Raw genomic sequence first — 19,049 nt, 5'->3', positions numbered from 1 at the left:
CCGGTTACTTCGCGTAACTTGGTATGGGGAAAGAAGTGAAGTTTCCAAGGGCCTTAGGCTAATCAAAAAACGCTCGCGATACTCTTTATCAAGCTCACCCTCAATGCACAGAGCGTTCACCCGACTCTCAGTTTGAAAACAAAGCTTCATGTGGCCTCTTGGCAGATTACCAAGAGCGATCGAGTCTATCATCTTATTTCTGGCGGCGGCAAAAACTGAGTGCAACACCTGACCTTTCCGGTACGGTGCTGCCACTATGTCTTATACCGAACTCAGCGTTGAAGAGCGCGCCACCATTCAAATCGGTCGTACTCAAGGCTTCAGCCTGCGTAGGATTGCCTGCTTGATCAACCGATCCCCTTCGACCATCAGCCGGGAGCTGCGCCGCAATCGAGATGTCTGTGGCGGCTACTCGGCCCACGCGGCCCAGCAGCAGATGCAGGCTCGCCGCCAGGTGTGTCGACCGAAGCGAAAGCTGTTGCCGGGTGGTGAGCGCTTCGAGTTGGTGGCGCATATGCTCCGTGAGCGTTTGTCTCCCGAGCAGATTGCCGGCAAGCTGCGCAGCATGAACATTCCCAGCCTCAGAGATGCCTACGTCTGTCGCGAGACGATCTATAACGCGATCTATGCCCTGCCGGTCGGTGAACTGCGCAAGGAGCTGATCATCTGCCTGCGGCAAAGCAAGACGACACGCCGACCGCGCTCTGGTGGTGTGGATCGGCGCGGCCAGATCCCCGAGATGGTCAGTATTCATGTGCGCCCGCCGGAGATTGAAGACAGGCAGATGCCGGGGCATTGGGAAGGCGACCTCATCAAGGGTAAGGCCAACGCCTCGTCCGTCGGTACGCTGGTGGAACGCACCAGTGGCTACCTGATGCTGGTAAAGATGAACGACGCGACGGCGACTTCGGCGCTGGAAGGCTTCAGCGCCGCGCTCAATGGCATGCCGCTGGAGATGCGAAAGAGCATGACTTACGACCAGGGCCGGGAGATGGCGCGACACGCCGAGATCACCCAAAGAACCGGCGTGGCGATCTACTTCTGCGACCCGCACAGCCCTTGGCAGCGCGGTAGCAACGAAAACATCAATGGCCTGATCCGCCAGTACCTGCCCAAAGGCACAGACCTGTCGGTACACAGCCAGGAAGAACTGAATGCCATCGCACTGCAACTGAACATGCGTCCGCGTAAGCGCTTCGACTTCAAATGCCCAATCGAAGTTATGGGCGAGGTGATGCAGAAGGCCATGGCTATGCGGCATGATGCTCCAGTTTCAATTCAATGACCGTGTTGCACTCAGCTCCTGCAACCGCCTCTTGTTTCTCTGCACATTAGAGTTTCACCTTGCCCCGCCACCGTGAGACAATTGTCGCCTTGCATGCGAATTTTCGTATAGGTGGTCACTTTTATTTCATGACCGGAATTAGTTGATGGTACCGACGTACAGGCCGAAAAAGATGAAACCACCAACAAACTCATAAAAATAGAAACATAAATTGCTCTTGCTTTCATGGCTATATTGCCCTCATGAGAACTAGAACCATTTTTCGGACATCTGCGGGCTTGCAGAAATCCGGCTTGATAGATCGCTCATGACCATCCTTTCGTAACCGTCCACAGTCTGCAACTAGCAAAAATATCAGGTCAAAAAAACAAAAAGCCCGGCCGCATTACGCGACCGGGCAACATGAACGACAACACTCCTTGGCTACCCCCTCCGCGTGTATTCCACAAAGGCAACGCGGAGCTCAGAGCCTCACACTGGCAAACGTCGACTCATTGCGCGCCTGGCTGAGCGCCGCCATCGGCCCGCTGTGGGGCGACAGCGCCATTGCCTGCGGGATCGGCATCATCGCCACCTGCTGGGTGGTGTTCGAGCCCACCCGTTCGTCACGCGGTGGAATGCCGAAGTATTCGCGATAGCACTTGGAGAAGTGCGGCGTGGAGACGAACCCGCACACCGAGGCCACCTCGATGATCGACATCGGCGTCTGCTTGAGCAGTTGCCGGGCGCGGATCAGCCGCAGCTTGAGGTAGTAGCGCGACGGCGAGCAGTGCAGGTACTTCTGGAACAGGCGCTCGAGCTGGCGCCGCGACACTGCCACATAGACCGCCAGTTCGTCGAGGTCGATCGGCTCCTCGAGGTTGGCTTCCATCAGCGCGACGATTTCCTGCAGCTTCGGTTGGTTGGTGCCAAGCATATGCTTGAGCGGCACGCGCTGGTGGTCCTGCTCGTTGCGGATGCGTTCGTAGACGAACATCTCGGAGATCGCCGCCGACAGCTCGCGGCCGTGGTCGCGGCTGATCAGGTGCAGCATCATGTCCAGCGGCGCGGTGCCACCGGAGCTGGTGAAACGGTTGCGGTCGAGGGTGAACAGGCGGGTGCTCATGTTCACCCGCGGGTAGGCCTCCTGCATTGCCGCCAGGCATTCCCAGTGCACGCTGCAATCGAAGCCGTCAAGCAGCCCGGCGCAGGCCAGCGCCCAGCTGCCGGTGCACACCGCGCCCAGGCGACGCGATTGGCGGGCCTGGGCCTGCAGCCAGGTGACGTGCTCGCGGGTGACAGTGCGCTGGATGCCAACGCCACCGCAGACAATCACGGTGTCCATTGGCGGCGCACTGTGCATGGCCGCGTCGGGGGTGATCTGCAGGCCGTCGCTCGCCCACACCTGGCCACCATCGACGGTCAGGGTGTGCCAGCGGTACAGCTCGCGACCGGAAAGCTGGTTGGCCATGCGCAGGGGTTCGACGGCCGAGGCCAGGGAAATGAGGGTGAAGTTGTCCAGCAGGAGAAAGCCGATGGACTGGGGTGCTGTGCGGTTCTGGGTTGGGGTCCCGGAGGTGTACGACGTCATCGCGATTTCTCCTCACACAATGCAGGGTGTGCTTCAGGCGAGCACTGTTCTTGTAATGGCCCCGTTTCGTATGCAGGGGCTTTGCCAATCTCAACGCAAATGGCATGCCTGAATTTGAACGCCCATCCAATAAAACCCAAAAGCGACGTCGGCATGCGCCTTCCAGCGGCCTGGGTGATGAGCGTCAGGTCAAACGCAAACAGGCGCGCCAGCGCTTCTGCGCGTCACTCCTGAGCAATTCGGTAGCACTTGTGGGAAGGTTGCCCAGATGCGACAGACTTAAGTGTCACCGACAACCAACCTGCTGGTAACGACAGGCGACGGCCGGTAGATGACAACCGCTGCGCCAGAATGTGGCGCATCGGTCACGTGTGGGCCAGAACGGCGCATCAGCATTCGATGACGCTGACCGCCAGGCCTCCGCGAGAGGTTTCCTTGTACTTGTCGTGCATGTCGGCGCCGGTGTCGCGCATGGTGCGAATCACCTGATCCAACGAGATGAAGTGTTCGCCATCACCGCGCAAGGCCATCTGCACGGCATTGATCGCCTTCACCGCGGCGATGGCGTTGCGCTCGATGCACGGGACCTGCACCAGGCCACCGACCGGGTCGCAGGTCAGGCCGAGGTTGTGTTCCAGGGCGATCTCGGCGGCGTTCTCCAACTGCGCCGGGGTGGCGCCAAGTACATCGGCCAAGCCTGCGGCAGCCATGGCGCAGGCCGAACCGACCTCGCCCTGGCAACCAACCTCGGCGCCGGAGATCGAGGCGTTCTTCTTGCACAGGATGCCCACGGCAGCAGCGCCGAGGAAGAAGTCCACCACGTTGGACTCATCCACCGCATCGGAGAAACGCATGTAGTAGTGCAACACCGCCGGGATGATGCCAGCAGCGCCGTTGGTGGGCGCGGTGACCATGCGCCCGCCAGCGGCGTTCTCTTCGTTGACCGCCAGGGCGAACAGGTTGACCCACTCCATGGCGCTCATGGTCGAGCCGATCACATTGGGCTTGCCCAGCTCCTGCAGGCTGCGGTGCAGGCGGGCGGCGCGGCGACGCACATTGAGCCCGCCGGGCAGGATGCCTTCATGCTTGAGGCCGTTGTTCACGCACTCCTGCATGGCTTGCCAGAGCTTGAGCAGGCCGGCGCGGATCTCGGCTTCGCTGCGCCAGACCTTTTCATTCTCCAGCATCAATTGCGACACGCGCAGGTCGTTTTGCTTGCACAGGCGCAGCAGTTCGGCGGCGCTGTCGAAGTCGTAGGGCAGCACGGTCTGGTCGGCGTCCAGCACGCCGCTGGCGGCCTGGGCGGCATCGACCACGAAACCGCCGCCCACCGAGTAATAGGTGTCGCGGTGCAGCTCGCCCGCCTCGCCTTCGGCAATCAGGGTCATGGCATTCGGGTGGTAAGGCAGGTTCTCGTCCAGCAGCAGCATGTCGCGGGTCCAGACGAACTCGACGGGCAGGCGATTATCGAGCTTGAGCACGTTGGTTTCGCGCAGGTCGGCGATACGTGGGGTGATCTGGCTGGGATCGATGGCGTCCGGCCATTCGCCCATCAGCCCCATGATCGTGGCGTTGTCGGTGCCGTGGCCGACACCGGTGGCCGACAGCGAGCCATACAGCCTCACTTCGATACGCCGTACCTGCTCCAGCTCGCCGCGCTCACGCAGCCCCTGGACGAACAGCGCAGCGGCGCGCATGGGGCCGACGGTGTGCGAGCTGGAAGGCCCGACACCGATCTTGAACAGGTCGAACACGCTGATGGCCATTGTCGAATCACCTCTTGCTGGGCTTGTCTCTGCGCGCCAGGCGCAGGGCGGAGCAACTGCTAGGCTGAAACAGTCGAGCCGCCTTGAATGCTCGCATCATCGGGCTTTTGCCCAGCCCTTCGCCGTCTGCAACCGACGTACTTTTGTCCAGCAGCGCCGCCGCTGCACGGGCCTTTCGTGCGCCGTTTTCCAGCGGCGGGACGACGCAAAAACCGAGGTATGGGGGTGGAAAAATCCAGTTGCGACATCGTCCGTACTGGATACGACCCGTCCTGTACTGGATACGACGCCACCAGTAGGCGATTGCCGAACGCTGGAGGATTATCGAAAGCGACTCGTATTGCACGGCCTCGCATCCTGCCCTCTGCAGGCCTGGTCGACCGGAGCCCTGAGAACGCCCGGCGGCCCACGCGAACCCGAAGATAAAATCACAGGAGTCCATCCATGAAAGGTTCACCCAAGCTGTTGCTGGTCGCGTTGCTGTCCGCTCCGCTGCTGGCCCAGGCCGCCGAACCCGAGCAGTGTCAGACGGTGCGGTTCTCCGATGTCGGCTGGACCGACATCACGGTCACCACCGCGACCACCAGCGTCGTGCTCGAAGCCCTGGGCTACAAGACCCACACCACCATGATCTCGGTACCGGTGACCTACAAGTCTCTGGCGACCGGCAAGGACCTCGACGTGTTTCTCGGCAACTGGATGCCGACCATGGAGAACGACATCAAGCAGTACCGTGACGCCGGCACCGTCGAGACCGTGCGCGCCAACCTGGAAAATGCCAAGTACACCCTGGCCGTGCCCCAGGCCTTGTATGACAAGGGCCTGAAGGACTTCGCCGACATTCCCAAGTTCAAGCAGGAGCTCAAGGGCAAGATCTACGGTATCGAACCGGGCAACGACGGCAACCGCACCATCCAGAAAATGATCGACGACAACGCCTTCGGCCTGAAGGACGCCGGGTTCCAGATCGTGCAGTCCAGCGAGGCGGGCATGCTGGCCCAGGTCGACCGGGCGCAGAAGCGTGAAGACGCGATCGTCTTCCTCGGCTGGGAACCGCACCCGATGAACACCCGCTTCAAGATGCAGTACCTGACCGGTGGGGATGCCTATTTCGGTCCCGACTTCGGCAAGGCCACCGTGCTGACCAACACCCGCAAGGGCTACGCACAGGAATGCGGCAACGTTGGCCAGCTGTTGAAGAACCTGTCGTTCGAGCTCAAGGATGAAAGCACCATGATGGGCTATGTCCTGGACGACAAGATGAAGCCCGAGGCGGCCGCTAAGAAATGGCTGAAGGACAACCCTGGCAAACTCGACGCCTGGCTCGCCGGCGTGACCACCGTGGATGGCAAACCCGGCCTTGAGGCGGCCAAGGCCAAACTGACGCAATAACGCAAGACGCCATGGCAACACCTCGGGGTGGGACCGTGCCCACCCCGGACTGATTTCAATCTTTGCAGGTGGAAGCTCGCTATCATGCTTATCGATCAGAAAATACCCCTGGGGCAGTACATCGCCTCATTCGTCGAATGGTTGACCCAGAATGGCGCCAGCTACTTCGACGCCATCGCCGCAGGCCTGGAGTTCATGATCCATGGGGTCACCAGCGCCCTGACCTGGTTCAACCCGTTCGTGCTCATCGCCCTGTTCGCCGCCCTCGCGCACCTGATCCAGCGCAAATGGGCGCTCACCGTCTTCGTCGCCCTGTCGTTCCTGCTGATCCTCAACCTGGGCTACTGGCAGGAGACCATGGAAACCCTGGCGCAAGTTACCTTCGCCACGGTGGTCTGCGTGGTCATCGGCGTGCCGCTGGGCATCGCCGCCGCGCACAAACCGATGTTCTACACCGCCATGCGCCCGGTGCTGGACCTGATGCAGACCGTGCCCACCTTCGTCTACCTGATCCCGACCCTGACCCTGTTCGGCCTGGGCGTGGTGCCGGGGCTGATCTCCACCGTGGTATTCGCCATCGCAGCGCCCATCCGCCTGACTTACCTGGGTATCTGCGACGTGCCGCAGGAGCTGATGGACGCTGGCAAGGCCTTCGGTTGCTCGCGCCGCCAGCTGCTGACCCGCATCGAACTGCCCCACGCCATGCCGAGCATCGCCGCCGGGGTGACGCAATGCATCATGCTGTCGCTGTCGATGGTGGTGATCGCCGCCCTGGTCGGCGCCGACGGCCTGGGCAAACCCGTGGTCAACGCACTGAACACCGCCGATATCTCCCTGGGCTTCGAAGCGGGCCTGGCCATCGTGCTGCTGGCGATCATGCTCGACCGTATCTGCAAGCAACCGGAGCTGCCGGTAAGGGGTGAGGCATGAGCATCATTCGTTTCGAAGACGTCGACGTCATCTTCTCCAGCAAGCCGCGCGAGGCGCTGGCCCTGCTCGACCAGGGCAAGACCCGCGAGCAGATCCTCAAGCAGACGGGCCTGGTGGTCGGCGTCGAAAAGGCCAACCTGGACATCAACAAGGGCGAGATCTGCGTACTGATGGGCCTGTCCGGCTCGGGCAAGTCCAGCCTGCTGCGCTGCATCAACGGCCTCAACACCGTGAGCCGCGGCAAGCTGTTCGTCGAGCACGAAGGCAAGCACATCGACATCGCCCACTGCACCCCGGCAGAACTAAAGATGATGCGCACCAAGCGCATCGCCATGGTGTTCCAGAAGTTCGCCCTGATGCCCTGGCTGACGGTGCGCGAGAACATCAGCTTCGGCCTGGAGATGCAGGGCCGGCCAGAGAAGGAACGGCGCAAGCTGGTGGATGAAAAGCTCGAGCTGGTGGGCCTGACCCAGTGGCGCAACAAGAAACCGGACGAACTCTCCGGTGGCATGCAGCAGCGCGTGGGCCTGGCCCGGGCGCTGGCGATGGACGCCGACATCCTGCTGATGGACGAGCCATTCTCGGCACTCGACCCGCTGATCCGCCAGGGTCTGCAGGACGAATTGCTGGCCCTGCAGAGCAAGCTGAGCAAGACCATCGTGTTCGTCAGCCATGACCTGGACGAGGCGCTGAAACTGGGCAGCCGCATCGCTATCATGAAGGACGGGCGCATCATCCAGTACAGCAAGCCGGAAGAGATCGTGCTCAACCCGGCCGACGAATACGTGCGCACCTTCGTCGCCCACACCAACCCGCTCAACGTGCTGTGCGGCCGCAGCCTGATGCGCAGCCTGGACAATTGCCGGCGGGTCAACGGTTCGGTGTGCCTGGACCCTGGCATCGACTCATGGCTGGACCTTGGCGAAGGCGGCTCGCTCAAGCGCGCACGCCAGGGCCAGAATGGCCTGGACATGCAGAACTGGGCGCCAGGGCAGGACGTCGGCTTGCTGGAGCGCAGGCCAACCGTGGTGCACGCCGATATCGGCATGCGCGAGGCACTGCAGATCCGTTATCAAACCGGCAACAAGCTAGTGCTGCAGGATAACGACAAGGTGGTGGGGATACTCGGGGATACCGAGTTGTATCACGCGTTGCTCGGCAAGAATCACGGGTGATTCAATTGGGGCCGCGTTGCGGCCCCAATCATTTTTTCAGCGTACGACAATACCGCGCGAAGCCATGTAGGCCTTGGCTTCCGGTACCGTGTACTCGCCAAAGTGGAAGATGCTCGCCGCCAGCACCGCGCTGGCATGCCCTTCCAGGATACCGTCGGCCAGGTGCTGCAGGTTGCCTACGCCACCGGAAGCAATCACCGGGATCCCCAGTGCATCGCTGATGGCGCGGGTCACGCCCAGGTCGAAGCCATTCTTCATGCCATCCTGGTCCATGCTGGTAAGCAGGATCTCGCCAGCCCCCAGGCCTTCCATCTTCTTCGCCCACTCCACCGCATCCAGCCCGGTAGGCTTGCGCCCGCCGTGGGTGAAGATCTCCCAGCGCGGGGTTTCACCCGGGCCGGAGACTTTCTTGGCGTCGATGGCAACGACGATGCACTGCGAACCGAAACGGTCCGCCGCCTCGCCCACGAACTCCGGGTTGAACACCGCGGCGGTGTTGATCGACACCTTGTCGGCACCGGCGTTGAGCAGGTTGCGGATGTCCTGCACGGTGCGCACGCCACCACCCACGGTCAGCGGGATGAATACCTGGCTGGCCATGCGCTCGACGGTATGCAGGGTGGTGTCACGGCCATCGACGCTGGCGGTGATGTCGAGGAAGGTGATCTCGTCGGCGCCCTGCTCGTCGTAGCGCCGGGCGATCTCCACCGGGTCGCCGGCATCGCGGATGTTCTCGAACTTGACGCCCTTGACCACCCGGCCGTTATCCACGTCCAGGCAAGGGATGATGCGCTTGGCCAGTGCCATGGTCGCTCCTCAGCCTTGGTAGTTGTCGCAGAAGGCCTGGGCCTCGGCGACGTCGAGGGTGCCTTCGTAGATGGCACGGCCGGTGATGGCGCCGATGATGCCTGGTGCCTTGGCGTCCAGCAGGGCCTTGATATCGCCCAGGTTGTGGATGCCGCCCGAGGCGATCACCGGAATACGCGTGGCTTCGGCCAGGGCCTTGGTGAAGGGCACGTTGCAGCCCTGCATCATGCCGTCCTTGGCGATGTCGGTGTAGACGATCGCCGAGACGCCATCGGCCTCGAAACACTTGGCCAGGTCGATGACCTGCACGCTGCTCACTTCGGCCCAGCCGTCAGTGGCGACGAAACCGTCCTTGGCGTCCAGGCCGACGATGACCTTGCCAGGGAACGCCTTGCACGCTTCGGCGACGAACTCAGGCTGCTTGACCGCCTTGGTGCCGATGATCACGTAGCTGACACCAGCCTTGACGTAGTGCTCGATGGTTTCCAGCGAGCGAATGCCACCGCCGATCTGGATCGGCAGGGTCGGATAGCGCTTGGCGATAGCCGTGACCACTTCACCGTTGACCGGCTGGCCTTCGAAAGCGCCGTTTAGGTCGACCAGGTGCAGGCGGCGGCAACCACCCTCGACCCATTTGGCGGCCATGCTCACCGGGTCGTCGGAAAATACCGTGGAGTCTTCCATGCGGCCTTGGCGCAGGCGTACGCAGGCACCGTCCTTGAGATCGATAGCGGGGATAATCAGCATGTGAGGAACCTGTCTAATCGTTGGAATTCAGGGCTTCTCGAGCGCCCACAGGTCGCTTTCGATGCTCTCGAACCGCTCCTTGAGGTGCAGCTGAACATCGGCAATCGCCCTGTTGTAGTAATGGGGTGCAATCTCTTTGCTGAACAGCTCGAGGACCTCGGCCACCTCGAACGACCCCAGCTCCAGCTCGAAGCGGTCTTCGAGAAAGCGCTTGAGCGTGTCGAGCGCCTCGCGCTCCTGCTCCGGGGTCAGGGTGATGATCGGGGCCTTGGTCTTCGATCGGCTCATTTACCAGCGCCCGTCCCAGGCGACGAAGTTCTGCAGCAGCTGCAGGCCATGGGTATGGCTCTTCTCCGGGTGGAACTGCACGGCGAAGCGCGAACCTTCGGCCAGCGCGGCGGCGAAATCGACGCCGTAGTGGCCGCGACCGACCACCTGGCCCGGCTTGCCGGCCTCGATGAAGTAGCTGTGCACGAAGTAAAAACGCGCACGGTCGGGGATGTCATGCCACAGCGGGTGGTCGATGGTCTGGCCGACTTCGTTCCAGCCCATGTGCGGCACCTTCAGGTGCTCGCCGTCTTCCTTCAGGTCTTTACCGAAAAAGCGCACCTGGCCGGGGAACAGGCCGATGCAGTCGACACCGTCGTTTTCCTCGCTGCGCTCGAGCAGGGCCTGCATGCCTACGCAGATGCCGAGGAACGGGCGGTCCTGGCTGACTTCTCGCACCAGGCTGTCGAAGCCCAGGCGGCGGATCTCGGCCATGCAGTCGCGGATCGCGCCGACGCCCGGGAACACCACGCGGTCGGCTTCACGAATCACCGCGGCATCGCTGGTCACCAGCACCTTGCCGGCGCCCACATGCTCCAGGGCCTTGGCCACCGAGTGCAGGTTGCCCATGCCATAGTCGATTACGGCTACCGTCTGCATTTACAGGCACCCTTTGGTGGACGGCATCTGCCCGGCCATGCGCTCGTCGAGGGTAACGGCCATGCGCAGCGCGCGGCCGAACGCCTTGAACACGGTCTCGATCTGGTGGTGGGTGTTGTGGCCACGCAGGTTGTCGATATGCAGGGTCACCAGGGCATGGTTGACGAAGCCCTGGAAGAACTCCTGGAACAGGTCGACATCGAAGCCGCCCACGGTGGCGCGGGTATACGGCACGTGCATCTGCAGGCCCGGACGACCGGAGAAGTCGATGACCACGCGCGACAGGGCCTCGTCCAGCGGCACATAGGCATGGCCATAGCGGAAGATGCCTTTCTTGTCGCCGATGGCCTGGGCGAATGCCATGCCCAGGGTGATGCCGACGTCCTCGACGGTATGGTGGTCGTCGATATGCAGGTCGCCCTTGCACTCGATGTCCAGGTCGATCAGCCCATGCCGAGCGATCTGGTCGAGCATGTGTTCAAGGAAAGGCACGCCGATTTCAAATCGGGCCTTGCCGCTGCCATCGAGGTTGATCGAGCACTTGACCTGGGTTTCCAGGGTATTGCGCTCGACGGAAGCCTTACGTTCGACCATCACCAGCTCCGCAAAATCATTGGGCGAAAAGGGCTCCATTATAGGCCCAGAACGCGCCAGCTTGAAACGCGGATGACATATGGCAGGGCTAGTAATTACGGGGGTGGGAGAGACCTACAGGTCTATACAAGCAGATTTTTCTGTTGACCCCATCGCGGTGCGCCGATGCGACTTGCCCCGCGACAGGGCCCTTGAAGCCAGCCAGTCAGCCAGCCGTGTCATCCATCAATGAAACAGCACCGCAGTCTTCTGCAGGGTGATCCACACCCCCCAGGCCAGCGGAATCACCACCACCGCCCAGGCCACCAGCACCAGCGGCAGGCTGCCCGGCGCCGCGTGCCACTCCAGCGAACGCGCGGAATCGGCGCCCTTGTCATGGCTCAGCGCGCGCTCGGCCGCCAGTTCGGCGTCGGTCATGAAGTACTTGTCCGCCACCGGGCGTACCAGCATGTTGCAGATGAACCCCAGCACCAGCAGGCCGGCCAGGATGTACAGGGTCATGTCGTAGGCCGCGGCCCGCTCCACGCCCGCCGCCAGCTGCGCCTCGCGCAGGTAGGTGATCAGCACCGGGCCGAGTACGCCGGCCGCCGCCCAGGCAGTCAGCAGGCGACCATGGATGGCACCGACCATCTGCGTGCCGAACAGGTCGGCCAGGTACGCCGGCACGGTGGCGAAGCCGCCGCCGTACATCGACAGGATGATGCAGAAGGCCGCCACGAACAGCGCCACGTTGCCGATGTGACCCATGTTCGGCACCAGGCTGTAGAGCCCCACGCCCAGGGCGAAGAACGCGAAGTAGGTGTTCTTGCGGCCGATATAGTCGGAGAACGACGCCCAGAAGAAGCGCCCGCCGATGTTGAACAGGCTCAGCAGGCCGGTGAAACCGGCGGCAATCGCGGCAATCTGCGCCAGTTGCGCGGCATTCAGCTCACTGAAGGTCAGCTCGTTGCCCAGCAGCTTGCCGGCGAACACTTCCTGCAGCAGTGGCGAAGCCATGCCGAGAATGCCGATACCGGCCGAGACGTTCAGGCACAGCACCAACCACACCAGGGCGAACTGCGGGGTTTTCCAGGCCACGCTCACATGCACGTGGCGGTCGGTAACCATGGCGTTGGCTTTCTTCGCCGGCGGTGTCCAGCCTTCGGGCTTCCAGCCGGTTGGCGGCACTCGGTAGGCCAGGGCGCCCGCGGTCATGAACACGAAGTAGATCGCGGCCATGGCGACAAAGCTCTGCCATACGCCCACCTCGGTCGCGCTGCCGAAGTGGCCCATGAGCGCGGTGGCCAGAGGAGCGCCCACCATGGCACCTCCACCAAAGCCCATGATCGCCATGCCGGTGGCCATGCCGCGCTTGTCCGGGAACCACTTGATCAGGGTAGACACTGGCGAAATGTAGCCAAGGCCCAGGCCGATCCCGCCGATCACCCCCGAACCCAGCCACATCAACCACAGCTGGTGGGTCTTCACGCCAATCGCCGAGATCAGCAAGCCGCCGCACCAGCACAGTGCCGAGACCAGGCCGGCCTTGCGCGGGCCGGCGTGCTCCAACCAGCCACCAAGTACCGCGGCAGAGCAGCCGAGGAACACGAAGAACAGGGTGTAGATCCAGCTGAGCATGGAGATCGGCCAGTCGCACTCGGCGCTGAACAGACGGGCGACGAAGCCCATGTCGGCGGCGCAGGCCACTGGCGCGCTGACACCCAGGGCCTGGGACAGCGGCAGCCAGAACACCGAGAAGCCATAGGCCATGCCGATGCACAGGTGAATGGCCAGGGCCGCCGGCGGCACCAGCCAGCGGTTGAAGCCCGGGCGGGCGATGATGCGCTCCTTCGACAGGAAGCCCGGCGTGCTCGCCGCCGCTCCCGCCGTGATACTGCTGTTCATGGATTGATCCTTTTGTAGGTGGGCTGTGCGCGTGGACGGCTCTGTATGGCTGCACGCAAGGCAGCCCGGCCGCTTCAGGCATCACCCGCGACAATGGGTCGCGGGGCTCCACGGGCGGGCGCAAGATTACCAGCAGCGGGTGACATGAAAGCAATCTGATATCGTGTTTTTTTTGTCAACTGAAACGATCAATCCGCTATCGGTGGCGTCTGCATCGCCAGCAAGCCGGCTCCCACAGGGACAACGCAAGTCTTGAGGCCTGCGCGGTCGCTGTGGGAGCCGGCTTGCCGGCGATGAGGCCAGGACAAGCAATAAATGAACTGCTGCCATTGCCACTGTCGAAATGTCGGATACGCAGAGCCAAGTGCCACAGCGCTATACTCGCCGCTGAAATTCATAATCGGACTACAAGGACTCGCCCATGAAAGCGTTCGGCAAAATCCTGGGGCTGGGGCTTCTCGGGTTGTTGCTGATCATCGTGGCGCTGGGCTTCGCCCTGACCCACCTATTCGATCCCAACGACTACAAAGAAGAAATCCGCCAGCTGGCCCGTGACAAGGCCCACGTGGAACTGACCCTCAACGGCGACATCGGCTGGAGCCTGTTCCCCTGGCTGGGCCTGGAACTGCACGAGGCCAGCATCGCCACGCTGAAAAACCCCAAGGTGCCATTCGCCGACCTGCAGATGCTCGGCCTGTCTGTACGCGTGCTGCCGCTGCTGCGCCGTGAAGTGCAGATGAGCGACGTGCGGGTCGAAGGCCTCAACCTGACGCTGACCCGCGATGCCAACGGCCATGGCAACTGGGAAGACATCGGCAAGCCATTGCCGGACCCGGCGATCGCCAACGCGCCGACAAGCACGCCCGATGCAAGCTCAGCGACGGAACCTGCCAAGCCGGAAAGTGGCGAGCGCTCGGTCAAGCTCGATATCGACAGCCTGACCGTCAACAACGCCCGCGTGCTTTATACCGACGAGAAAGCCGGCCAGACCTACGGCGCAGAAAGCATTCAGTTGAGCACCGGCCCCGTGCACGAAGGTGTGAACATCCCGCTCAAGGCCAGCGCCTTCCTCAGCGCCAGCCAGCCGAACCTGAAGGCGCGTACCGAACTGACCGGCGAACTGCGCTTCGACCGGCGTCTCAAGCGCTACAACCTCGAGGACATGCGCCTGTCTGGCGAAACCTCGGGCGAGCCACTGGCCGGCAAGACCATGACCTTCGCCGCCCAAGGCCAGGTGTTGGTCGACCTGGCGGCCAATGTCGCCTCATGGAGCGGCCTGAAGGTCTCGGCCAACCAGTTGCGCGCCCTGGGCGAGCTGAACGTGCGCGACCTCGACAAGACGCCGCAGGTCAGCGGCGGCCTGTCCATCGCCCAGTTCGACCTGCGCACCTTCCTCGACGGTATCGGCCACCCGCTGCCCGCCACCGCCGACGCGGCAGCGTTCAAGAAGCTGGAACTGGTCACCCGCCTGCAAGGCACGCCGAACAGCATCGCCCTCGAAGACCTGGCGGTGAAGCTGGACGACAGCACCTTCACCGGCCGGGTCGCCGTGGAAGACTTCGCCAAGCAGGCCCTGCGCGTGCGCCTCAAGGGCGACAAGTTCGACGCCGACCGCTACCTGCCGGCCAAGAGCGAGGAAGCCAAGGGTGCCACCGCTGCGCGCCAGGCCGAGGTCAAGCAGCAGGAAGCCACTGCCGTCGCCGGCGCCGGCTCCACGCCGCTACCCGACGCACCGACGCAAGTCGCCTGGAGCAGCGACAAGCTGCTGCCGGTCGACCGCCTGCGCGCCCTCGATCTGCAGGCCGACCTGTCGTTCGGCGCCCTGACGCTGGACAGGCTGCCGATCAGCGACGCGCAGCTGACCGCCAGCGGCCAAGGCGGCCTGGTCACCCTGCAGACCCTGCGCGGCGCCTTGTACAACGGCACCTTCGAGGCCAAGGGCACCGTGGATGTACGCCCTGCCGTGCCGCAGATCGGCGTGAACACCAAGATAAACCGCGTGCCAGTCGAACATTTCATCAAGCGTGAATCCCCGGAACAGGCACCGCCGGTCAAGGGCCTGCTGACCCTGAACAGTGACCTCACCGCTACCGGCAACAGCCAGAAGGCACTGGTCGATACGCTCAATGGCAATGCCAGCTTCACCATCAACGACGGCGTGCTGGTCAATGCCAACCTGGAACAGCAACTGTGCCAGGCCATCGCCACCCTCAACCGCAAGCAGCTCAGCGGCGAACCCCGTGGCAAGGACACGCCGTTCCAGGAGCTGCGCGGCAGCCTGGTAATGCGTAACGGCGTGGCCAGCAATCCGGACCTCAAGGTGCGTATCCCGGGCCTGACCGTCAACGGCCACGGTGACCTCGACCTGCGCGTGCTGGGCATGGACTACAACGTCGGCGTGGTCGTCGAAGGCGACCAACGCGCCATGCCCGACCCGGCCTGCCAGGTCAACGAGCGCTATGTCGGCGTCGAAGTGCCGCTGCGCTGCCGCGGCCCGCTGGAGTTGGGTGCCAAGGCCTGCCGCCTGGACCAGGACGGCCTGGGCAAGGTTGCCGCCAAGCTTGCCGGCAACCGCCTCAAGGACAAGATCGATGAAAAGCTCGAAGAGAAACTCGGAGACAAGGTGAGCCCTGAACTCAAAGATGCATTGAAGGGGCTGTTCAAGCGATGACACCCCAGCAGTTCTCCAGCGCCGTGCTGGACTGGTACGACCAGCACGGTCGGCATGACCTGCCCTGGCAACAGGGCATCACCCCGTATCGGGTGTGGGTGTCTGAAATCATGTTGCAGCAGACCCAGGTCAGCACCGTGCTCAACTACTTCGACCGCTTCATGCAGGCCCTGCCCACCGTGCAGGCGCTGGCCGAGGCGCCGGAGGACGAGGTGCTGCACCTGTGGACGGGCCTGGGCTACTACACCCGTGCCCGTAACCTGCAAAAGGCCGCTAAGATCGTCGTCGAGCGACATGGCGGCGAGTTCCCGCGCAGCGTCGAGCAGCTCACCGAGCTGCCCGGTATCGGCCGCTCCACCGCCGGGGCCATCGCCAGCATCAGCATGGGCATCCGCGCGCCGATCCTCGACGGCAACGTCAAGCGCGTACTGGCCCGCTTCACCGCCCAGGCCGGGTACCCGGGCGAGCCGAAGGTGGCCAACCAGCTGTGGGCCAGCGCCGAGCGCTTCACACCGATGACCCGGGCCAACCACTACACCCAGGCGATGATGGACATGGGCGCGACGCTGTGCACGCGCAGCAAGCCCAGCTGCCTGATCTGCCCGTTGCAACGCGGTTGCGAAGCGCACCTGCACGGCGAAGAGACCCGCTACCCCGAGCCCAAGCCGCGCAAGGCCCTGCCCCAGCGCAAGACCCTGATGCCGCTGCTGACCAACCACGAAGGCGCGATCCTGCTCTATCGTCGGCCCTCCACCGGCCTGTGGGGCGGCCTGTGGAGCCTGCCGGAGCTGGACAGCCTCGAGCAGCTCGAAGACCTCGCCTACCAGCACGGCCTGCGCCTGGCCGGCAGCCAGGCGCTCGACGGACTGACCCACACCTTCAGCCATTTCCAGCTGGCCATCGAGCCATGGCTGGTGCGTGTCGACCCCCTCGGCGCGCACGTGGCCGAGCCCGACTGGCTCTGGTATAACCTCGCCACCCCGCCGCGCCTGGGCCTCGCCGCCCCGGTCAAGAAGCTGCTGCAACGCGCGGCCGACGAACTGATTGCAGGAGAGAAGCGATGACCCGCACCGTGAAGTGCCGCAAGTACAACGAAGAACTCCCAGGCCTCGACCGCCCACCCTACCCGGGCGCCAAGGGCCAGGACATCTTCGAGCACATCTCGCAGAAGGCCTGGAAGGAGTGGCAGGACCACCAGACCATGCTGATCAACGAGAAGCGCCTGAACATGATGAATGCCGAGGACCGCAAATTCATCCAGGCCGAGATGGACAAGTTCTTCGCCGGTGAAGACTACGCCCAGGCCGAAGGCTACGTTCCACCCTCGAATTGACCCCAGAAAACGTAACCGACGGAATTAATTTAAATTTTTTTGAAAAAGTCGTTGACGGCCTCTGAGAAAATCTATTTAATTCACCCCGTCGCCCAGATAGCTCAGTCGGTAGAGCAGAGGATTGAAAATCCTCGTGTCGGCGGTTCGACTCCGTCTCTGGGCACCACCTTCAGCTTCTGGTGGTTGCAAAGTTACCCGAAGCGACACAAGAAACCCGCCTAGTGCGGGTTTTTTGTTGCCTGCGATTTTTCTTCTAGCTCCTTCATGCCCGGTTGATCGACATCAAAAAGCCACTTGCCATGCGCTCATAGGATGGCAGGTGGACATTCGAACGACCCCGCAAGGACCTCCATGAGCGAAGAATCCGCCACCCTCCTCCTGCCATCGCCTGCCGAGGCCGGCAGCAGCGTCAAGCCCAGCCCTCGCACCCGTCGTCCGCGCCAGCGCAAGCCGGTCGCCAGCGCCGCCGCGCCAGAGACCATTACCCAGGTCAGCCAACAGCCCGCCGCCCTGGAAGTGGCCAACGCCCGCAAGGGCAGCAGCGAGGACAGTACCTCGGCACGCCTGCCGGCCAGCTACCCCTACCGTACGCGCATGCGCCGCCAGGACTACGAGAAGGCCAAGCACGACCTGCAGATCGAGCTGCTCAAGGTGCAGAACTGGGTGAAGGAAACCGGCCAGCGCATCGTCGTACTGTTCGAGGGCCGTGATGCCGCGGGCAAGGGCGGCACCATCAAACGCTTCATGGAACACCTGAACCCGCGCGGTGCGCGGATCGTGGCACTGGAGAAGCCTTCCGAGCAGGAAAAGGGCCAGTGGTACTTCCAGCGTTATGTGCAACACCTGCCCACCGCTGGTGAAATGGTGTTCTTTGATCGCTCCTGGTACAACCGCGCCGGGGTCGAAAAGGTGATGGACTTCTGCTCGCCGCTGCAATACCTGGAGTTCATGCGCCAGGCACCTGACCTCGAACGCATGCTGTGCAACAGTGGCATCCTGTTGTTCAAGTTCTGGTTCTCGGTGAACCGCGAGGAGCAGTTGCGCCGTTTCATTTCTCGCCGCGACGACCCGCTCAAGCACTGGAAACTCTCGCCCATCGACATCAAGTCGCTGGACAAGTGGGAGGACTACACCGCTGCCAAGGAAGCGATGTTCTTCCATACCGACACGGCCGATGCGCCATGGACGGTGATCAAGTCGGACGACAAGAAGCGCGCGCGGATCAACTGCATTCGTCACTTCCTGCACTCGCTGGATTATCCAGGCAAGGACCACAGCGTGGCGCATGCACCGGATCCGTTGCTGGTCGGGCGGGCTTCGCGTGGGTTCGAAGAGGATGAACCGGCGGCGCTGGTAAGCTGAACACTTTGGGGCCGCTAGGCGGCCTCTTGGGTTTCTCGCGCAACTACGCTTCAATACGCGCCTTTACCAGTCATCCCAAGGATCCACCCATGGCCACCAGCACCAAGCAACAGAAACGCGCCAAGCGCGCCGCCACCAAGGCCAAGCAGAACCGCATGGTGCGCAGCGGCCAGGCGGTCAAGGCCAGCGCCGGCGACAGCGCCAGTGTCGAGCAGGTGTTCAACAAGGCCATGGAATCGGGCAGCTACGACAGTCTGTTCGAAAAGATGAAGGAAGCCCAGGCAAACGGTCTGGTGCCGATGATCTCGGTGTTCCTGGTCGATCCACTGCTGGCACTGGTGCTCAAGGGCCACAAGGAAGAGCACGCCACCGACTATATCGTCCTGGTGTTCACCGCCTACCGCAAATGGCTGGACGGCGCCGACGAGGACGCGACCATGGCCTGGCTGGAGAGCGACGAGTTCCAGGACGCCTATGTCACCGCCTCGGAGGTCGTGGCCAAGCAGCAGCAACAGCAGAAGCAGTTCGGCTGAGTCGAACCGCTCCCGCTTCCAAAACCTGTGCAGACAAAAAAGGCCGCGCCCTTCACAGGACGCGGCCTTTTCA

18 protein-coding genes and 1 tRNA gene are annotated in these 19,049 nt (G+C 62.8%); 10 read left to right on the top strand and 9 right to left on the bottom strand.

All coding sequences use genetic code 11. The annotated features are described in order from the left end of the window. Window positions 1-256: 256 nt before the first annotated feature. Window positions 257-1,285 (top strand): IS30 family transposase, encoded by a 1,029-nt coding sequence (locus C3F42_RS19380; RefSeq protein WP_100774681.1) that lies wholly within the window; start codon window positions 257-259, stop codon window positions 1,283-1,285. Between the two features lie 463 nt (window positions 1,286-1,748). Here the strand turns inward: C3F42_RS19380 and C3F42_RS19375 are convergent, their stop codons facing one another. The 3 genes from C3F42_RS19375 to C3F42_RS29700 form a co-directional block, all read right to left on the bottom strand. After that, complete coding sequence (locus C3F42_RS19375; RefSeq protein WP_046853807.1) at window positions 1,749-2,855, bottom strand: GlxA family transcriptional regulator; 1,107 nt, start codon at window positions 2,853-2,855, stop codon at window positions 1,749-1,751. Window positions 2,856-3,244: 389 nt separating this feature from the next. After that, on the bottom strand, window positions 3,245-4,621 hold the full coding sequence (locus tag C3F42_RS19370) for an L-serine ammonia-lyase (protein WP_094011003.1): 1,377 nt from the start codon (window positions 4,619-4,621) through the stop codon (window positions 3,245-3,247). A gap of 7 nt (window positions 4,622-4,628) precedes the next feature. Next, on the bottom strand, window positions 4,629-4,967 hold the full coding sequence (locus tag C3F42_RS29700) for a hypothetical protein (RefSeq protein WP_218277419.1): 339 nt from the start codon (window positions 4,965-4,967) through the stop codon (window positions 4,629-4,631). Window positions 4,968-5,065: 98 nt separating this feature from the next. On the opposite strand from C3F42_RS29700, the gene C3F42_RS19365 reads away from it, so the two are divergent. The 3 genes from C3F42_RS19365 to choV all read left to right on the top strand — a co-directional run bounded on the left by C3F42_RS19365 (window position 5,066) and on the right by choV (window position 8,118). Next, a complete protein-coding gene (locus C3F42_RS19365; RefSeq protein WP_023629855.1) occupies window positions 5,066-6,013 on the top strand; it encodes a choline ABC transporter substrate-binding protein in 948 nt (315 codons plus the stop codon). A gap of 81 nt (window positions 6,014-6,094) precedes the next feature. After that, window positions 6,095-6,943 (top strand): choline ABC transporter permease subunit, encoded by an 849-nt coding sequence (gene choW, locus C3F42_RS19360; protein WP_172402369.1) that lies wholly within the window; start codon window positions 6,095-6,097, stop codon window positions 6,941-6,943. Next, the gene (choV, locus tag C3F42_RS19355; protein WP_023629857.1) at window positions 6,940-8,118 is read left to right on the top strand and encodes a choline ABC transporter ATP-binding protein; all 1,179 of its coding nucleotides are present in this window, start codon (window positions 6,940-6,942) and stop codon (window positions 8,116-8,118) included. Before choW ends, choV begins: the two co-directional genes overlap by 4 nt. A 36-nt stretch (window positions 8,119-8,154) precedes the next feature. Here the strand turns inward: choV and hisF are convergent, their stop codons facing one another. From hisF to C3F42_RS19325, 6 genes are all read right to left on the bottom strand, one after another. Then, on the bottom strand, window positions 8,155-8,925 hold the full coding sequence (hisF, locus tag C3F42_RS19350) for an imidazole glycerol phosphate synthase subunit HisF (RefSeq protein ID WP_023629858.1): 771 nt from the start codon (window positions 8,923-8,925) through the stop codon (window positions 8,155-8,157). A gap of 9 nt (window positions 8,926-8,934) precedes the next feature. Then, on the bottom strand, window positions 8,935-9,672 hold the full coding sequence (gene hisA / locus C3F42_RS19345) for a 1-(5-phosphoribosyl)-5-[(5-phosphoribosylamino)methylideneamino]imidazole-4-carboxamide isomerase (RefSeq protein WP_094011002.1): 738 nt from the start codon (window positions 9,670-9,672) through the stop codon (window positions 8,935-8,937). Window positions 9,673-9,699: 27 nt separating this feature from the next. Next, a complete protein-coding gene (locus C3F42_RS19340) occupies window positions 9,700-9,960 on the bottom strand; it encodes a DUF2164 domain-containing protein (RefSeq protein ID WP_023629859.1) in 261 nt (86 codons plus the stop codon). Then, entirely contained in the window at window positions 9,961-10,599 is a 639-nt protein-coding gene (gene hisH / locus C3F42_RS19335; RefSeq protein WP_046853802.1) for an imidazole glycerol phosphate synthase subunit HisH, read from the bottom strand. Further along, window positions 10,600-11,193, bottom strand: a complete 594-nt coding sequence (hisB, locus tag C3F42_RS19330) for an imidazoleglycerol-phosphate dehydratase HisB (protein ID WP_028688464.1) — start codon at window positions 11,191-11,193, stop codon at window positions 10,600-10,602. A gap of 225 nt (window positions 11,194-11,418) precedes the next feature. Beyond that, a complete protein-coding gene (locus C3F42_RS19325; RefSeq protein ID WP_046853801.1) occupies window positions 11,419-13,077 on the bottom strand; it encodes an OFA family MFS transporter in 1,659 nt (552 codons plus the stop codon). A 421-nt stretch (window positions 13,078-13,498) separates the two neighbouring features. Here C3F42_RS19325 and C3F42_RS19320 point away from each other — a divergent pair, with 421 nt between their 5' ends. The 6 genes from C3F42_RS19320 to C3F42_RS19295 all read left to right on the top strand — a co-directional run bounded on the left by C3F42_RS19320 (window position 13,499) and on the right by C3F42_RS19295 (window position 18,976). Continuing rightward, the gene (locus C3F42_RS19320) at window positions 13,499-15,748 is read left to right on the top strand and encodes an AsmA family protein (protein WP_094011001.1); all 2,250 of its coding nucleotides are present in this window, start codon (window positions 13,499-13,501) and stop codon (window positions 15,746-15,748) included. Further along, window positions 15,745-16,812, top strand: a complete 1,068-nt coding sequence (mutY, locus tag C3F42_RS19315; protein ID WP_038706988.1) for an A/G-specific adenine glycosylase — start codon at window positions 15,745-15,747, stop codon at window positions 16,810-16,812. The genes C3F42_RS19320 and mutY overlap by 4 nt, the downstream gene beginning before the upstream one ends. Further along, window positions 16,809-17,081 carry an oxidative damage protection protein gene (locus C3F42_RS19310; protein WP_011536185.1) on the top strand — a complete coding sequence of 91 codons (273 nt, stop codon included), beginning with the start codon at window positions 16,809-16,811 and terminating at the stop codon, window positions 17,079-17,081. The genes mutY and C3F42_RS19310 overlap by 4 nt, the downstream gene beginning before the upstream one ends. A gap of 90 nt (window positions 17,082-17,171) precedes the next feature. After that, window positions 17,172-17,247 (top strand) — tRNA-Phe (locus C3F42_RS19305). A gap of 185 nt (window positions 17,248-17,432) precedes the next feature. Continuing rightward, window positions 17,433-18,443 (top strand): polyphosphate kinase 2, encoded by a 1,011-nt coding sequence (ppk2, locus tag C3F42_RS19300; protein WP_094011000.1) that lies wholly within the window; start codon window positions 17,433-17,435, stop codon window positions 18,441-18,443. Window positions 18,444-18,532: 89 nt separating this feature from the next. Then, window positions 18,533-18,976 carry a hypothetical protein gene (locus C3F42_RS19295; protein WP_094010999.1) on the top strand — a complete coding sequence of 148 codons (444 nt, stop codon included), beginning with the start codon at window positions 18,533-18,535 and terminating at the stop codon, window positions 18,974-18,976. The last annotated feature ends 73 nt before the right edge of the window (window positions 18,977-19,049 follow it).

Source organism: Pseudomonas sp. PONIH3 (assembly GCF_002934345.1).
In the GTDB taxonomy this organism is placed as follows: Bacteria; Pseudomonadota; Gammaproteobacteria; order Pseudomonadales; family Pseudomonadaceae; genus Aquipseudomonas; species Aquipseudomonas soli.
This window is presented reverse-complemented; position numbering and strand designations above follow the sequence as displayed.

Coding starts and splice junctions, on each gene's coding strand:
- C3F42_RS19295 (WP_094010999.1), top strand. CDS start 18,533: ATGGCCACCAGCACCAAGCAACAGAAACGCGCCAAGCGCGCCGCCACC.
- C3F42_RS19325 (WP_046853801.1), bottom strand. CDS start 13,077: ATGAACAGCAGTATCACGGCGGGAGCGGCGGCGAGCACGCCGGGCTTC.
- C3F42_RS19310 (WP_011536185.1), top strand. CDS start 16,809: ATGACCCGCACCGTGAAGTGCCGCAAGTACAACGAAGAACTCCCAGGC.
- C3F42_RS19370 (WP_094011003.1), bottom strand. CDS start 4,621: ATGGCCATCAGCGTGTTCGACCTGTTCAAGATCGGTGTCGGGCCTTCC.
- hisH (WP_046853802.1), bottom strand. CDS start 10,599: ATGCAGACGGTAGCCGTAATCGACTATGGCATGGGCAACCTGCACTCG.
- C3F42_RS19320 (WP_094011001.1), top strand. CDS start 13,499: ATGAAAGCGTTCGGCAAAATCCTGGGGCTGGGGCTTCTCGGGTTGTTG.
- mutY (WP_038706988.1), top strand. CDS start 15,745: ATGACACCCCAGCAGTTCTCCAGCGCCGTGCTGGACTGGTACGACCAG.
- hisF (WP_023629858.1), bottom strand. CDS start 8,925: ATGGCACTGGCCAAGCGCATCATCCCTTGCCTGGACGTGGATAACGGC.
- C3F42_RS19375 (WP_046853807.1), bottom strand. CDS start 2,855: ATGACGTCGTACACCTCCGGGACCCCAACCCAGAACCGCACAGCACCC.
- C3F42_RS19380 (WP_100774681.1), top strand. CDS start 257: ATGTCTTATACCGAACTCAGCGTTGAAGAGCGCGCCACCATTCAAATC.
- C3F42_RS19340 (WP_023629859.1), bottom strand. CDS start 9,960: ATGAGCCGATCGAAGACCAAGGCCCCGATCATCACCCTGACCCCGGAG.
- ppk2 (WP_094011000.1), top strand. CDS start 17,433: ATGAGCGAAGAATCCGCCACCCTCCTCCTGCCATCGCCTGCCGAGGCC.
- hisB (WP_028688464.1), bottom strand. CDS start 11,193: ATGGTCGAACGTAAGGCTTCCGTCGAGCGCAATACCCTGGAAACCCAG.
- C3F42_RS19365 (WP_023629855.1), top strand. CDS start 5,066: ATGAAAGGTTCACCCAAGCTGTTGCTGGTCGCGTTGCTGTCCGCTCCG.
- hisA (WP_094011002.1), bottom strand. CDS start 9,672: ATGCTGATTATCCCCGCTATCGATCTCAAGGACGGTGCCTGCGTACGC.
- choV (WP_023629857.1), top strand. CDS start 6,940: ATGAGCATCATTCGTTTCGAAGACGTCGACGTCATCTTCTCCAGCAAG.